This is a genomic window from Euzebyella saccharophila (assembly GCF_014855495.1).
Taxonomy (GTDB): Bacteria; Bacteroidota; Bacteroidia; order Flavobacteriales; family Flavobacteriaceae; genus Euzebyella; species Euzebyella saccharophila.
The window spans coordinates 295,195-308,882 of the sequence record NZ_JACYFJ010000004.1 but is presented as its reverse complement, the minus strand read 5'-3'; the positions used below and the strand labels follow the sequence as shown (position 1 = coordinate 308,882).

At 39.0% G+C, this 13,688-nt stretch carries 16 protein-coding genes and 1 tRNA gene; 11 read left to right on the top strand and 6 right to left on the bottom strand.

Annotated features, from left to right (window positions below):
• The first annotated feature begins 145 nt into the window (after nucleotides 1-145).
• Complete coding sequence (locus IL355_RS13945; RefSeq protein ID WP_192462718.1) at nucleotides 146-556, top strand: DUF4293 domain-containing protein; 411 nt, start codon at nucleotides 146-148, stop codon at nucleotides 554-556.
• Between the two features lie 182 nt (nucleotides 557-738).
• Entirely contained in the window at nucleotides 739-1,557 is an 819-nt protein-coding gene (locus IL355_RS13940; protein ID WP_192462717.1) for an SDR family oxidoreductase, read from the top strand.
• A 168-nt stretch (nucleotides 1,558-1,725) separates the two neighbouring features.
• Here IL355_RS13940 and IL355_RS13935 read toward each other — a convergent pair whose 3' ends face one another.
• Complete coding sequence (locus IL355_RS13935) at nucleotides 1,726-2,220, bottom strand: metallophosphoesterase family protein (RefSeq protein ID WP_192462716.1); 495 nt, start codon at nucleotides 2,218-2,220, stop codon at nucleotides 1,726-1,728.
• 91 nt (nucleotides 2,221-2,311) lie between these two features.
• On the opposite strand from IL355_RS13935, the gene truA reads away from it, so the two are divergent.
• Together truA and IL355_RS13925 are read left to right on the top strand one after the other, a co-directional pair.
• Complete coding sequence (gene truA, locus IL355_RS13930; protein ID WP_192462715.1) at nucleotides 2,312-3,064, top strand: tRNA pseudouridine(38-40) synthase TruA; 753 nt, start codon at nucleotides 2,312-2,314, stop codon at nucleotides 3,062-3,064.
• The gene (locus tag IL355_RS13925) at nucleotides 3,057-4,823 is read left to right on the top strand and encodes an ABC transporter ATP-binding protein (protein ID WP_192462714.1); all 1,767 of its coding nucleotides are present in this window, start codon (nucleotides 3,057-3,059) and stop codon (nucleotides 4,821-4,823) included. Before truA ends, IL355_RS13925 begins: the two co-directional genes overlap by 8 nt.
• On the opposite strand, the gene cdaA is transcribed toward IL355_RS13925, so the two are convergent.
• Both cdaA and folP read right to left on the bottom strand, forming a co-directional pair.
• A complete protein-coding gene (cdaA, locus tag IL355_RS13920) occupies nucleotides 4,820-5,608 on the bottom strand; it encodes a diadenylate cyclase CdaA (protein ID WP_187457138.1) in 789 nt (262 codons plus the stop codon). The genes IL355_RS13925 and cdaA overlap by 4 nt on opposite strands.
• 23 nt (nucleotides 5,609-5,631) lie before the next feature.
• The gene (gene folP, locus IL355_RS13915; protein WP_192462713.1) at nucleotides 5,632-6,468 is read right to left on the bottom strand and encodes a dihydropteroate synthase; all 837 of its coding nucleotides are present in this window, start codon (nucleotides 6,466-6,468) and stop codon (nucleotides 5,632-5,634) included.
• Between the two features lie 106 nt (nucleotides 6,469-6,574).
• On the opposite strand from folP, the gene IL355_RS13910 reads away from it, so the two are divergent.
• Genes IL355_RS13910 through IL355_RS13890 form a run of 5 tightly spaced genes read left to right on the top strand, consistent with a single transcriptional unit; the run spans nucleotide 6,575 to nucleotide 10,228 of the window.
• The gene (locus IL355_RS13910; RefSeq protein WP_192462712.1) at nucleotides 6,575-7,123 is read left to right on the top strand and encodes a DUF1599 domain-containing protein; all 549 of its coding nucleotides are present in this window, start codon (nucleotides 6,575-6,577) and stop codon (nucleotides 7,121-7,123) included.
• A gap of 1 nt (nucleotide 7,124) precedes the next feature.
• Nucleotides 7,125-8,222 carry a BT_3928 family protein gene (locus IL355_RS13905; protein WP_192462825.1) on the top strand — a complete coding sequence of 366 codons (1,098 nt, stop codon included), beginning with the start codon at nucleotides 7,125-7,127 and terminating at the stop codon, nucleotides 8,220-8,222.
• 51 nt (nucleotides 8,223-8,273) lie between these two features.
• A complete protein-coding gene (gene tpiA / locus IL355_RS13900) occupies nucleotides 8,274-9,023 on the top strand; it encodes a triose-phosphate isomerase (RefSeq protein WP_192462711.1) in 750 nt (249 codons plus the stop codon).
• A 60-nt stretch (nucleotides 9,024-9,083) separates the two neighbouring features.
• A complete protein-coding gene (prmA, locus tag IL355_RS13895; RefSeq protein ID WP_192462710.1) occupies nucleotides 9,084-9,920 on the top strand; it encodes a 50S ribosomal protein L11 methyltransferase in 837 nt (278 codons plus the stop codon).
• Between the two features lie 32 nt (nucleotides 9,921-9,952).
• The gene (locus IL355_RS13890) at nucleotides 9,953-10,228 is read left to right on the top strand and encodes an ATP-dependent Clp protease adaptor ClpS (protein WP_192462709.1); all 276 of its coding nucleotides are present in this window, start codon (nucleotides 9,953-9,955) and stop codon (nucleotides 10,226-10,228) included.
• Between the two features lie 7 nt (nucleotides 10,229-10,235).
• Here the strand turns inward: IL355_RS13890 and IL355_RS13885 are convergent, their stop codons facing one another.
• Both IL355_RS13885 and IL355_RS13880 read right to left on the bottom strand, forming a co-directional pair.
• A complete protein-coding gene (locus IL355_RS13885) occupies nucleotides 10,236-10,649 on the bottom strand; it encodes a DUF6691 family protein (RefSeq protein WP_192462708.1) in 414 nt (137 codons plus the stop codon).
• Nucleotides 10,650-10,652: 3 nt separating this feature from the next.
• A complete protein-coding gene (locus IL355_RS13880; RefSeq protein WP_192462707.1) occupies nucleotides 10,653-11,210 on the bottom strand; it encodes a YeeE/YedE family protein in 558 nt (185 codons plus the stop codon).
• A 199-nt stretch (nucleotides 11,211-11,409) separates the two neighbouring features.
• Here IL355_RS13880 and IL355_RS13875 point away from each other — a divergent pair, with 199 nt between their 5' ends.
• On the top strand, nucleotides 11,410-12,492 hold the full coding sequence (locus IL355_RS13875; protein ID WP_225621248.1) for a carbohydrate-binding family 9-like protein: 1,083 nt from the start codon (nucleotides 11,410-11,412) through the stop codon (nucleotides 12,490-12,492).
• Nucleotides 12,493-13,038: 546 nt separating this feature from the next.
• Here the strand turns inward: IL355_RS13875 and IL355_RS13870 are convergent.
• A tRNA-Arg gene (locus tag IL355_RS13870) sits at nucleotides 13,039-13,112 on the bottom strand.
• Between the two features lie 61 nt (nucleotides 13,113-13,173).
• Between IL355_RS13870 and IL355_RS13865 the strand changes: the two genes are divergently transcribed.
• Nucleotides 13,174-13,686 (top strand): adenine phosphoribosyltransferase, encoded by a 513-nt coding sequence (locus tag IL355_RS13865; protein WP_192462823.1) that lies wholly within the window; start codon nucleotides 13,174-13,176, stop codon nucleotides 13,684-13,686.
• The last annotated feature ends 2 nt before the right edge of the window (nucleotides 13,687-13,688 follow it).

The window sequence follows — 13,688 nt, the reverse complement described above, 5'->3', positions numbered from 1 at the left end:
TGTTACTTGGGTATTACTAAGAACAGATGTTCTTTTGGGTAAGTGCTATAACTAATAACGAGGCAATATTACAAATTATTTTCAATACATCATCGCTTTTTTATAAAAAGACCCTATTTTTGCGCCTGATTATGCCATTTGAGGAATGATTCAAAGAATACAGACCGTATATTTATTAGTAGTTATGCTTATCTCTGCCATTTTACCGTTTTGGGTAAACTTATGGTCAGATGCCAATGGAAACGAGATATACGCCCAAAATGAAATACTTATTTCGATTGTATTTTATGTTATTTCAGTTTTGGCTTTGGTAGCTATTGTGCTTTTTAAAAATAGAAAAAATCAATTTGTAGTCAACAGATTAAATCTGTTGCTAAACCTTTTTTTACTAGGATTTTTCGTTTACCGATCGCTAAATTTATCTGGAGAGACCTCGGTTTCTGAGAAGGGTATTGGGATGTTGATTCCTGTTATTTCTATCGTTTTTCTAGTCCTTGCCAATAGGGCTATCAAAAAGGATGAAGATCTTGTAAAATCTGTAGATCGTTTGCGTTAAACCTAACATCTTAGTAGTATTAGTGCGTTAAACCCGGGGTAGTTCCCGGGTTTTTTGCGTTTTAGGATTTCTTGTTCCTTTTTCTAAAAATGAATCCTAACGCAATCATTGTTAATGCTAAGCATCTTATAGGGCCTTACATGTCTAAATTTCAAGTAGCTTAGTCATAAATAATTGAAGATATGCAGAAACCCAATAAAAGGTTGCAAGGCCAGATCTGTATTGTTACCGGTTCTAGTTCCGGGATTGGCAAGGCGGTGGCTATGGCTATGGGAACCGAAGGTGCTAATATTGTAGTTAACTACCACAGTGGCAAGGAGAAGGCAGAGGAAGTAGCGCATTGGATTATTAAAAATAGTTCATGTGGTGACGCCATTGTTATAAAATGCGACGTGAGCAAGGAAGACGAGGTAAAACAGATGTTTGAAAAAACGATCAAGGAATTTGGAACGGTAGATGTCTGTGTTGCCAATGCGGGAATTCAAATAGACCATCCTTTACATGAAATGCCTTTTGATGCATGGAAAAAGGTGATAGATATTAATCTAACCGGCCAATTTTTATGCGCCAGGGAATCCATTAAGGAATTTTTACGAAGGGGAATGCGTGAAGAAGTATCAAAATCCTTGGGTAAAATTATCCACATGAGCTCGGTACACGAGGTTATTCCTTGGGCCGGGCATGCCAATTATGCTGCAAGTAAAGGAGGTTTGGTTATGCTAATGCAAAGTATTTGTCAAGAATATGGTCCTAAAAAGATTAGATGCAACAGTATTGCTCCAGGGGCCATAAAAACTGAAATTAATAAGGATGTGTGGAGTACCAAAGAAGGTCGGGAAGGCATGTTGGGGCTTATTCCCTACAAGAGAATTGGCATTCCAGAAGATATTGGTAGTGTTGCTTCTTGGTTGGCTTCAGACGAGTCTGAATACATCAATGGTACCACCATTTATGTAGATGGGGGCATGACCTGTTATCCTGGGTTTACAACTAACGGATAAATTTTCTAATTTCCATATCTAAAATAATATCAATTGAACTATGAAGAATATTCTAAGAGCGATTCTCGCAGGTTGGGGAGCAAAAAAAATGGGAGGCGGTAAATGCGGTTGTATCGGTTTTGTGGTCGTATTTATAATACTTTACTGGCTATTGGGCTACGTTTTCAATTAACGTTTTCCTAATTCAATAACTTCAAGGTCTTTAATTTCCGGCCCGTCAATTTTGAAACGGAGCATGGTCCTTACTTGGTGAAAACCGTGCTTTCCACAGGCTCCTGGATTCATATGCAATACTTGATTCTTTTGGTCCATCATCACCTTTAGAATGTGGGAATGTCCACAAATAAAGAGTTTGGGTGGCTGTTTCTGTATCATTGGCCGGGTTCGTGAATTGTATTTTGGTGGATATCCTCCAATATGTGTCATAAGTACCTCCACTTGCTCACATAAAAAACGATTATCAAGCGGAAATTCTTTTTGTATAATGTGGTCATCAATATTACCATAAACGGCTCTTACAGGTTTTAGGGCTTTGAGTTTATCAGTTACCCTAAGGTTTCCAATATCTCCGGCGTGCCATATTTCATCTGCCTGTCTTGCGTATTTAAGAATGGTATCGTCTATATGGGAATGGGTGTCAGAAAGTAAAAGAATACGGGTCATTAATGATACTTTAGGGGATGTAAGATAAAGAAGTGTCTACCTTTTAAGAAAGTAAACTATCTTTGAAATTTTACAAAACTAAGGTTTCAAGTTGAGATATTTTGTTGAGTTTTCATACTTCGGAAAGAATTATCACGGTTGGCAAAAACAACCTAACGCCATAACGGTTCAGGGTGTTTTGGAAGAAACTTTCTCCACCTATTTAAGAGAAACTGTTGAGCTTACCGGAGCGGGTCGAACGGATGCGGGAGTGCATGCCAAACAGATGTACGCCCATTTTGAGAGTAATGCAATAAACGATTTGCAACAGACCGTATATAGATTAAATGCCTTTCTTCCAGCGGATATTTCTTTAAAAAAACTACATCAGGTAGAGGAAAGTGCGCATGCACGTTTTGAAGCTTTTGAGAGAAGCTACGAGTATTGGATAGTCCAAGAAAAAAATCCATTTTATACTGAATCTGCTCACTATGTGAAGGTCCCATTGGATATTGGAAAAATGAACGAAGCCGCCTCTTTACTACTGGACCATAAAGATTTTGAATGCTTTTCAAGATCCAATACCGATGTAAAAACATTTCTCTGCGAGGTTAAAAGAGCAGTGTGGGAAGTAAGAGAGGATAAGCTGGTTTTTTCCATAACAGCCGATCGATTTTTGAGAAATATGGTGCGTGCCGTGGTTGGTACACTGTTGGAAGTGGGTATGGGCAAATGGGATTTGTCCTATGTTAAAACCGTACTAAATAGCAGGGACAGAAGTAAGGCCGGTGCTTCTGTACCGGCAAAAGGCTTATATTTGACGTCTGTTTTATATCCTAAAAAGACCCTTTCAGCGCATGGATAAAGATTCTGGTAAAGCCTTTGATGTTCGACTTTTTAGACGCCTAATGGCGCATACCAGACCTTATAGGCTCACTTTTTATGGTGTTGCGCTTGCTGCTATACTTCTATCGGCATTTGCAGTGATGATACCATACATTGTTCAAAAAATAATTGACAATGCCATTTTGGAGCCTAATGGCGAAAAACTATTGAACCTTAGTGTAATCATGTTAGTGGTTCTCTTGGGGCAGGTAATCTGTCAATTGCTCTTTAATTACTATGCCAACTGGTTGGGGGAATCGGTAATAAAAGATGTGCGTATCAATCTTTTCAAGCACATGCTGGGCTTTAGAATGAAGTACTTTGATAATTCTTCATTAGGAGTTTTGGTTACACGCGCGGTAGCGGATATGCAACGGATCGGTGAAATATTTAGTCAAGGATTTTTCATGATTGTGGCAGACTTGCTAAAAATGTTTGCCGCAGCAGGGATGATGTTGTACCTCAACTGGAAATTGGCCCTTATTGTTTTTGCCATTCTACCTGTTATTCTATATGCAACACGCCTATTCCAAAAAGCAATGAAAGTTGCTTTTATAGACGTAAGGGCAGAGGTCTCGAATCTCAACTCCTTTGTACAGGAGCGTTTAACGGGCATGAAGATCGTGCAGTTGTTTACCCGTGAAAAAATTGAAAGTGAGAATTTTAGGGTCATCAATGAGAAGCATCAAAATGCATGGCTCAAAACGGTTTGGTACAACTCTATATTTTTTCCAATTGCCGAAATAGTTTCGTCTGTAGCTATTGGTCTGGTGGTTTGGTATGGTGGTTTGCAAAATGTTGCCAATATTGGTGCAGATCTGGCGGGAACCATTTTTGCCTTTATCATGTATATTGAAATTTTGTTCAGGCCTTTGAGACAAATCGCCGATAAGTTCAATACACTTCAAATGGGAATGGTGGCGGCCAATAGGGTTTTTAAAATCTTGGATACCCAAAGCAATATTCAGGATGTAGGGGAAATTGAAAAAGAGAATGTAAGTGGAAACCTTACCTTTTCTGACGTTCGTTTTGGTTATTTGGAAGATGAGGAAGTGCTTCACGGTATTTCTTTTGAGGTAAAAGCTGGGGAAACGGTAGCCATTGTAGGTGCTACCGGAGCAGGTAAATCGACCATTATTAACCTGTTGAACCGATTCTACGAAATTAACTCGGGAAGCATCCTTGTGGATGATATCAATATTCGAGATTTTAAATTGAGCTCCCTTCGTGCTCAAATTGCGGTAGTGCTTCAGGATGTTTTTCTTTTTGCCGATACGATAGAGAACAATATCTCCCTGAAAAATCCTTCCGTTGATTTGGAACAGATAATAGCGGCAGCCAATGAAATTGGAGTTGACGAATTTATCACCAGTTTGCCAGGGGGATATCAATATAACGTAAAAGAAAGGGGTACAATGCTCTCCAGTGGTCAACGGCAATTGATTGCTTTCTTACGGGCCTATGTAAGCGACCCCAGTATTCTTGTCTTGGATGAGGCTACTTCCTCAGTAGATACCTATTCTGAACAATTGATTCAACGGGCTACCGAAAAGATTACGGAAGGGCGAACCTCCATAATTATCGCCCACCGATTGGCTACCATTAAAAAAGCGGACAAAATTATTGTCATGGATGCCGGTAAAATTGTAGAGACCGGTACGCATAAACAACTTCTTAAACAAGGTGGCTATTATAGTAAATTGTACGAAGCACAATTTATGGAAGAAAAAGTGGCTTAATCCACTAAATCATTTTTAATGATCTCTATGAGTTCGTTCAAATCTGCATAGTCCGTGAACTCCCCGTTTTTTATGTAGGAGATGTTGCCCGTCTCTTCGCTTACTACCAAAGCCAAGGCATCGGTTTTTTCTGTAATGCCTACGGCGGCTCTATGTCTAAGCCCAAATCGAAGAGGGATATTTCTTTTGTTTGAAACGGGTAAGATGACCCTTGTGGCTACAATATGATTGTCCTCAATTACGGCAGCACCATCATGCAAGGGACTGTTTTTGTAAAAAATACTTTCTAAAATGGGTTTGTTTACTTCCGCATACATTTTGTCACCAGAAGATTTTATAAAGTCCAAAGAAGTGTTTCGTTCAATTACAATGAGCGCACCGGTTTTGGTGGTGTTCATTTTTTTACAGGCAGATATGATGGCATCTACATCGGTAGAAGTATTTAGGCTATCTTCTTTTAAAAATTTAAAATGTTTCAGGAATTTTTTTCGGTTGGAAAAATTGGTGGACCCCACCATGAGGAGGAATTTACGTATTTCTTGTTGAAAAACAATGATTAACGCTATTAGTCCTACCTGCATAAAAGCACCCACCAGACTGCTGATCATTTCCATTCCTAGGAGTTCTGTGAGTTTCCAAAAACCCCAAATGATAACGATTCCTATAAAGATATTGATGGCTGCCGATCCGCGTACCAGTTTGTACACATAGTAGAGAAGAACGGCTACCAGAAAAATATCCAGTAAATCGGTCACATTAAATTCCAGAAAATTGAGAAAGTCCAAAATTGGGAGGAGTTTTTGTAAAATTAGGAAAATAATTCGCTCTTCAGGTTTTCTGCAAGTTTAACACATTCCATGGCTTCTTTAACGTCATGAACTCGTAAAATATTGGCTCCTTTTTCCAACGCCACCATGTTAAGTGCCGTAGTGCCGTTAAGGGCTTTTTTTGCATCGGTTTGTAGACTTTTATAAATCATTGACTTTCGGCTTAAGCCAATTAAAAGAGGGTGTTCTAAGTTATTAAATAGCTCAAGTGCTCCTAAAAGTTGAAAATTCTGTTCCAAAGTTTTCGCAAACCCAAAACCGGGGTCAATAATCACATCTACAATTCCCAAGGCCTTGGTAGCTGCAGTTCGCTCTGCAAAATACGTTAAAACATCCGTAAGCAAATTATCATATTGCGTTAAGGATTGCATGGTTTTTGGAGTTCCGCGCATGTGCATCATGATATACGGCACGTGCAGTTTGGCGATGGTTGAAAGCATTTTTTCATCCATAAGCCCTGCGGAAATATCATTTATGAGGGCCGCTCCGGAATTGATACACTCTTTGGCTACCCGGCTTCTAAAAGTATCTATGGATAGGTTAACCCCTTTAAATTCTTTGGTAAGTAATTGTACAATAGGGACTATGCGCTGCAATTCTTCCTCCTCGCTTACATGATCAGCACCCGGTCTGGAACTGTAGGCACCCACATCTATAAAAGTTGCTCCCTCGGCCAGCATTTTTTCGGTCTGATGTAAAATTTGGGATTCGTGGGTGTAATTACCCCCATCAAAAAAGGAGTCTGGGGTTATATTTAGTATCCCCATTATTTTGGGGGTTGATAAGTCTATAAGTTGGCCTAGGCAGTTAATGGTCATTTTACGTAAAGTTGAAGCGCTATGATTTGAAAAACCAAGTTTAAAACACGAACTTTGAGCAATTCAAAATTTTGTGTGAAATTTACGCAAATTAGAAACGATATCCATGCCAGAAACTTCCCAGCAGTATGACGAGGTCATAAAAACGTGTCGTGAGTTGTTCAAGAATAAAATGCAGGACTATGGGAGTGCCTGGAGAATTTTACGCCTACCTTCCCTTACCGATCAAATTTACATCAAGGCTCAGCGTATTAGGGGGCTTCAAGAAAATGAGGTTAGGAAAGTAGATGAAGGGGAACGTTCCGAGTTTATCGGCATTATCAATTACTCCATTATGGCTTTGATCCAGCTACAAAAAGGCGTGGCGGATCAACCGGATTTGGACCCGGACGCTGCCGTAGAACTTTACGATCAGCACACCGCGGATACCAAGCAACTTATGGAGAACAAAAATCATGACTATGGGGAGGCCTGGAGGGATATGCGGGTAAGTTCATTAACAGACCTTATTCTTCAAAAACTATTACGTGTTAAACAAATAGAGGACAACAAAGGCAAGACTTTGGTGAGCGAAGGTATAGATGCCAATTACCAAGATATGGTGAATTATGCGGTTTTTGCTCTTATTCACCTTAATGAAAAATCCGGTTCTTAAGATGAAGTATGTAGTTGGTATAAGTAGGGTATTTGTTGGGATTCTTTTTATTATCAGCGGATTTATAAAACTGAACGACCCCGTGGGGTTTTCTTTTAAACTGGAAGAATATTTTAGCCAAGGAGTGCTTGATATGCCGGTATTTGAGCCTTATGCGCTGGCAATTTCCATATTCGTTGTAATTTTTGAGGTGCTATTGGGTGTCATGCTATTAGTGGGGTTCAGGGTGAAATTTACGGTATGGAGCTTGTTAATCATGATTGTCGGCTTTACATTTTTGACCTTTTACTCTGCCTACTACAATAAAGTAACGGACTGCGGGTGTTTTGGAGACGCCATAAAATTAACGCCGTGGGAGTCATTTATCAAGGATGTTATACTGTTGGTATTGATACTGGCGCTGTTTTTAGGACAAAAGTATATCACACCCCTGTTTAGTTTTAAAGGGCGTTCCATTGTTACGGTTATCTCCTTATTGTTGTGTATTGCGTATTGCAATCACGTACTCAATCATCTACCTGTCATAGATTTTAGGCCCTATAAAATTGGAGCCAATATTGAGGAAGGAATGAGCGTACCGGAAGATGCTCCTAAGCCCATTTATGATTACGCATGGAAATTTGATGTGAACGGAGAGGAAAAAGTGATTGTTACCCAAGGGGATTATCCACAAGTGGATGGTGAGTTTGTAGATGTGGAAACAACTGAAGTTCAAAAAGGGTATGAACCTCCTGTTCATGATTTTACCATAGAGCAAGATGGCGAGGATTTCGCTGCAAGTTTGCTTCAAGAGCCTAAATTGTTGATGGTAATTGCTTATGATCTTCGTAAAACAAATGAGGAGGCTTATGCTGAAGTAAAATCCGTAACGGCTAAAGCTAAAAGCAACGGTTATAAAGTCATAGGGATGTCCGCTTCCAATAATGAGCAGACCCAGGCCTTAGTCGATAAATTTAAACTGGATTTTGAATTCTATTTTACGGATGAGACCACATTAAAAACCATTGTGCGTTCCAACCCTGGAGTGTTGGTTTTAGAGAAAGGAACCATCAAACAAAAAGTACATTATAACGATTTGGACGCGTTGGAATTCAATTGATTTTCAAACGGCCATATTTATTTAACCATGAACACTAAAAATTAAAATAAAATGAGAAGCAAAATAGTTGCCGGAAACTGGAAAATGAACAAGAATGCGGCGGAGACCGAAGCATTATTAACGGAATTAGCTGCAAAACTGCCAGATACCAATGCCCAAGTGATGGTAGCCCCTACTTTTGTTAATTTGGCTGGAGCTGTTCGTTCTTTGGAGTCTTCCGTAATTCAAGTAATTGCGCAAAATATGCACTTTGCAGAAAGCGGGGCGTATACGGGTGAGATTTCAGCAGACATGCTTCTTAGCATTGGAGTGGAAACTGTCATTTTAGGCCACTCAGAAAGAAGGGCTTATTTTAAGGAAGATGATGAAATATTAGCACAAAAGGTAAAAGCTGCCTTGGACAAGAACATGAAAGTTATGTTCTGTTTTGGAGAAGAGCTGGAAGATAGAAAATCCGGTAATCATTTTAATGTTGTAGAGAGCCAATTGAAGAATGCCTTGTTCTCTCTAGATGCATCGGCATGGAGCAGCATTATATTAGCGTATGAGCCGGTTTGGGCCATTGGAACGGGAGAAACCGCTTCTCCGGAACAAGCACAGGAGATGCATGCATTTATCCGTAAGACCATTACGGAAGCCTATAATGCCACAATTGCCGGAAATGTTTCCATTTTGTACGGTGGTAGTGTAAAGCCTGCCAATGCAAAGGAAATCTTTGGTAAGCCAGATGTAGATGGCGGACTAATTGGAGGGGCTTCTTTAAAAGCCGATGATTTCGTGGCCATCATTGGGGCTATCTAAAAAATTGATGACACATAATAACTTAATAGGGGAGTGTTCTGCACTCCTCTTTGATTTTGTATGGAGAATACCATTTACATAGAATATAGTTTTACCGTTTTACCGCTTCAGCCAGCTACCGATATTTTAATTGCAGAATTGGGAGAAGTAGGTTTTGAAAGTTTTGTTGAAAATGAAACAGGTGTACAAGCCTATATTCAAAAGGAAGAGTTTGAAGAAGGAATGATGGGCTCCATAGATATTCTTAAGAATACCGATTTTACTATTTCTTTTGAAAAAAAAGAGATTGAGCAAGAAAATTGGAATGCCACTTGGGAAGCGAATTTTAATCCAATTCTTGTGGGAGAGGAATGCTCAGTACGGGCTCCCTTTCATGAAAAGCCTCAGGTGACCTATGATATTGTTATTGAGCCCAAAATGAGCTTTGGTACAGGTCATCACGAGACAACCCATATGATGCTTCAAATGATCATAGATCATGATTTTGAAGGGAAGTCCGTTTTGGATATGGGTAGCGGAACCGGTGTCTTGGCCATATTAGCGGCCATGAAAGGGGCAGCCAATGTAGAGGCTATTGATATTGATAATTGGTGTTACCATAATGCAGTGGAAAATGTTGAAAGAAATAAGGTGCAGATTTCCGTTTTTGAAGGCGATGTAAGCCTCTTGAATAGTGACAAAATGTACGATGTTGTTTTGGCCAATATCAACCGTAATATTTTGATAAATGACATTCCTGCATATGCAAAGTGTCTTAAACCCAACGGCATACTTTTTGTAAGTGGCTTCTATGAAGATGATATTTTTGCGATTTCCGAAATATGTAACAGCTGTGGATTAAAATTTGAAAAAAATATTTCCAGAAACAATTGGGTAGCAGTAAAATACGTATTTTAGAAAGTGTCTTGCACGTCTAAAATGAAAAAGATATGAGTACGAGGGAAAAGATTTTAGAAGATTTATTTTTAGAGGAAGAGGTTGTTAAACAAAATGAAATTGTTCTTTTTAACGATGATGTAAACACCTTTGACCACGTTATTGAAACCCTGATCGATGTTTGCGATCATACCCCGGAGCAAGCGGAACAATGCTCCATTATCGTACATTATAACGGTAAGTGTACGGTAAAAACGGGTGAATACAAAGATTTGGAACCTCGTTGCAGCAAACTATTGCGAGCGGGCCTGAGTGCGGAAATTGTCTAAAGTTAACTTAATGGGGGAGTTTATGCCGAAAAACCCCGTAGAGAAAAGTACCCAAAACGGCTCCCGCTATTACGACAAGCATACTTAAAACCCCAGTTCCTACCAATATGTACATGGGTCCGGGGCAAGCTCCCGCAAGTGCCCATCCTAATCCAAAAATGCTACCACCCAACAAATATCGGGTCACACTTTTGTCCTTTGGAGGGAGGTAAATTTCCTTTCCTTCAATACTCTTCAGCTTTGTTTTTTTGATGGTATATACAATTGTGATTCCTAGCAACACGGCAGATCCTATAATGCCATACATATGGAAAGACTGAAACTTGAACATTTCAAAAATACGGTACCAAGAAACAGCTTCGGATTTAACCAAAACAATTCCAAAAAATACTCCTACAAGTAAAAATTTTAGAAACTTCATCAATTAAAAAATTAGGGGGAGAATAAAATGGGTCATCAGCAAACCACCTATAAAAAAACCAATAACTGCAATGAGAGACGGTAGTTGAAGATTACTTAGACCTGTAATCGCGTGCCCGGAGGTGCAACCCCCAGCATAGCGTGTTCCAAAACCTACCAAAAGACCACCAATTAACAATATGAGCATACCTTTTAAGGTTAATACATTCTCCCAGCTATAAATTTCAGGAGGTAAAATGGACTCTCCAGCATTTTGAAACCCTAATTTTTTTAGGTCTTCAACCGTTTCCGGGTTTAAATCTATAGGCGCTCCGTTAGACAGAAATTGTACGGCAATAAATCCGCCGATTACAGCTCCTAGAACAACGGTGAGGTTCCACTTTTGACTACGCCAGTCGAACTTAAAAAAATCGGCATACTTGCCTGCTCCCCCAATACTACAAAAAGTTCGTAGGTTGCTAGACATGCCAAATGTTTTACCAAAATAGAGAAGAAGCAATAAAATCGTAGCTATTAAAGGACCTGACACGTACCAAGGCCACGGTTTGAGAATGTATTCCATTTAATTATAAACTTTTCAGCAAAAGTAATACAAAGACAAGGGCTTGAACGTAATAATTGTTACATTACCATTAATGAATTAAATGTTGTTACAAGGATATCGATTGCATTTTGGAGCATTCGTAAAAAGAAAAGAACTCCGGTACCCTCTAGGTTTTAATCTTTACTTTTGGCGCTAAACCAAACCAAAATTTATTAAAATGACTACTATTTCAAAATCTGGTCTATCGGTAACAATGATGATCAAAACGTTCTTTCTTTCCTTGAAAACTGTTTTTGTGGTGAAGGCACAAGAACCGCCTAGAAATTATATCGCATACCAAACCGTAGATACTATTCAAATTGATGGAATGGCCAATGAAACTTCATGGGAAAAGGCATTATGGACAGACAATTATATAGATATTGAGGGTGATAAAACCCCAGCGTACTCAACAAAGATGAAGATGTTGTATGATGAGGAATATCTTTATTTCTATGCGGAAATGGAAGAGCCTCATGTTTGGGCAACTTTAAAACAAAGGGACACGGTCATATTTTACAATAATGACTTTGAAATTTTTATTGACCCAGATGGGGATACCCATAATTATTATGAGTTTGAAATGAACGCCTTGAACACTTTGTGGGACCTTTTTCTCACTAAACCGTACAGGAATCATGGAAAAATAATTGATAGTTGGGATATTCAAGGGGTAAAAACGGCCGTTCGCATTGACGGTACTTTGAACGACCCCAAGGATATAGATAAAGGCTGGAGTGTTGAAATAGCATTTCCTTGGAAGGTAATAACCGAAGCTAGTAGAAAAAACGGAGTACCTATAAATGAATTTTGGCGCATCAACTTCTCCAGGGTCAACTGGGATTATCAGCTGAAGGACGATAAGTATAGCAGAAAACAGGATGCCGATGGAAAATTTCTTCCAGAATACAATTGGGTATGGTCGCCCCAATGGGTTATCAACATGCATGAACCTGAGCACTGGGGATACCTTTTTTTTGCCGATGGAAAGGTAGGTAAAGAGGTTGATTTTGAATTGCCTGAAGACGAGCATATAAAATGGAAGATGTATGCGTTGTACCGAAAGCTTTTAGGGGCAGGGGACAATTTTGTAAAAGTAAAGGATGAAATTGACTCAAAATCCTTGAAGGTTCTAGATAAAATGGTTGCCCCTAAAGTGGAGAGGCACAAAAGTGGATGGAACATAACCGTGATAAGTCCGTTCAGCTCAAAAGTTTTGCTTATTAAAGAGGACGGCAAGTTTATCGTTTTTGAGCGGTAGTCCATTCAAACACCAAAAATTCTAAAGGTTTATAGATTCAAAACCTTGGAAAATTTAAAAGAATGGCTCATTAAGGTGGGTGTGGTGTTCTATTGAAGTGGCTTTTGGTTAAGGGGTTTGGAACAAATTTCTTCTTTGTGGTTTTTAAAAGATGGAGTCAACCCAATATCCTTGATAATCTTTTCTTGAACATCCGTTAGGGTATAGATATAGTCTTAACCAAAAAATAAATCCCTGCATTTTCATAGAGGGTTTAAGCTTTAAACGAACTCAGTAGGATTATTTCTCTTTCTTGGTGCCCCACGCTTAAAATAAAAAAGGCCAAAAAATCAAAAAAGCAAGCTTTAAGATTTTGCTTGCTTTTAGATTTATTCTTGACCTCGGCAGGATTACCTTCGATTTTCCTTTAAGCGAAATGTTGCAATTGGAAAACTACAGCTATCGCCTTAGTTCTTTGTCTTGCTAAAAAAAATTGAAACCTATCGCTTTCCATCTTTCCGGAAAACAAAGAACCACGTCTAAAAAGACGTGGTTCTCCACTTGTAGTGACCTCGGCAGGATTCAAACCTGCAACCTTCTGAGCCGTAATCAGATGCGCTATTCAGTTGCGCCACGAGGCCTTATAAACGGGGTGCAAATATATTTCTTTTTACTTTTACAGCAAAACTGAAAATGAAAAATATAGACTTTAAATCATATATCAGGGATATTCAAGACTTTCCGAAAGAAGGAGTGGTATTTAAAGATATTACACCTTTGCTCAAAAATGGAGAGGCGTTAAATCAAACTGTGAAAGCCTTACTTGAACTTTTAGATGACAAAAATGTAGACAAGGTGGTTGGTATGGAAAGTAGAGGGTTCTTTTTCGCCCCATTGCTCGCTAGTAAACTAGGCGCGGGATTTGTTCCTGTGCGTAAACCTGGGAAATTACCTGCAAAGACCCTTCAACAATCCTATGACTTGGAATATGGTAAGGATATGCTAGAAGTGCATCAAGATAGTATTAAGAAGGGGGATAAAATACTTGTTCATGATGATGTTTTGGCGACGGGAGGTACTGCTTTGGCTACTTGTGAGTTAATTAAACGCTTAGGAGGTGAAATTGTTCAATGTAATTTCTTAATTGAACTTACTTTTTTAAATGGAGCAGAAAAATTGAAGGAGTACCCTATAAAGTCGTTGATAAAGTACTAATG

Bases quoted from the DNA above. Each gene is read 5' to 3' on its own strand.
- IL355_RS13910 (WP_192462712.1), top strand. From the start codon at position 6,575: ATGCCAGAAACTTCCCAGCAGTATGACGAGGTCATAAAAACGTGTCGT.
- IL355_RS13890 (WP_192462709.1), top strand. From the start codon at position 9,953: ATGAGTACGAGGGAAAAGATTTTAGAAGATTTATTTTTAGAGGAAGAG.
- prmA (WP_192462710.1), top strand. From the start codon at position 9,084: ATGGAGAATACCATTTACATAGAATATAGTTTTACCGTTTTACCGCTT.
- IL355_RS13880 (WP_192462707.1), bottom strand. From the start codon at position 11,210: ATGGAATACATTCTCAAACCGTGGCCTTGGTACGTGTCAGGTCCTTTA.
- IL355_RS13905 (WP_192462825.1), top strand. From the start codon at position 7,125: ATGAAGTATGTAGTTGGTATAAGTAGGGTATTTGTTGGGATTCTTTTT.
- folP (WP_192462713.1), bottom strand. From the start codon at position 6,468: ATGACCATTAACTGCCTAGGCCAACTTATAGACTTATCAACCCCCAAA.
- IL355_RS13945 (WP_192462718.1), top strand. From the start codon at position 146: ATGATTCAAAGAATACAGACCGTATATTTATTAGTAGTTATGCTTATC.
- tpiA (WP_192462711.1), top strand. From the start codon at position 8,274: ATGAGAAGCAAAATAGTTGCCGGAAACTGGAAAATGAACAAGAATGCG.
- IL355_RS13885 (WP_192462708.1), bottom strand. From the start codon at position 10,649: ATGAAGTTTCTAAAATTTTTACTTGTAGGAGTATTTTTTGGAATTGTT.
- IL355_RS13935 (WP_192462716.1), bottom strand. From the start codon at position 2,220: ATGACCCGTATTCTTTTACTTTCTGACACCCATTCCCATATAGACGAT.
- IL355_RS13875 (WP_225621248.1), top strand. From the start codon at position 11,410: ATGACTACTATTTCAAAATCTGGTCTATCGGTAACAATGATGATCAAA.
- IL355_RS13925 (WP_192462714.1), top strand. From the start codon at position 3,057: ATGGATAAAGATTCTGGTAAAGCCTTTGATGTTCGACTTTTTAGACGC.
- IL355_RS13940 (WP_192462717.1), top strand. From the start codon at position 739: ATGCAGAAACCCAATAAAAGGTTGCAAGGCCAGATCTGTATTGTTACC.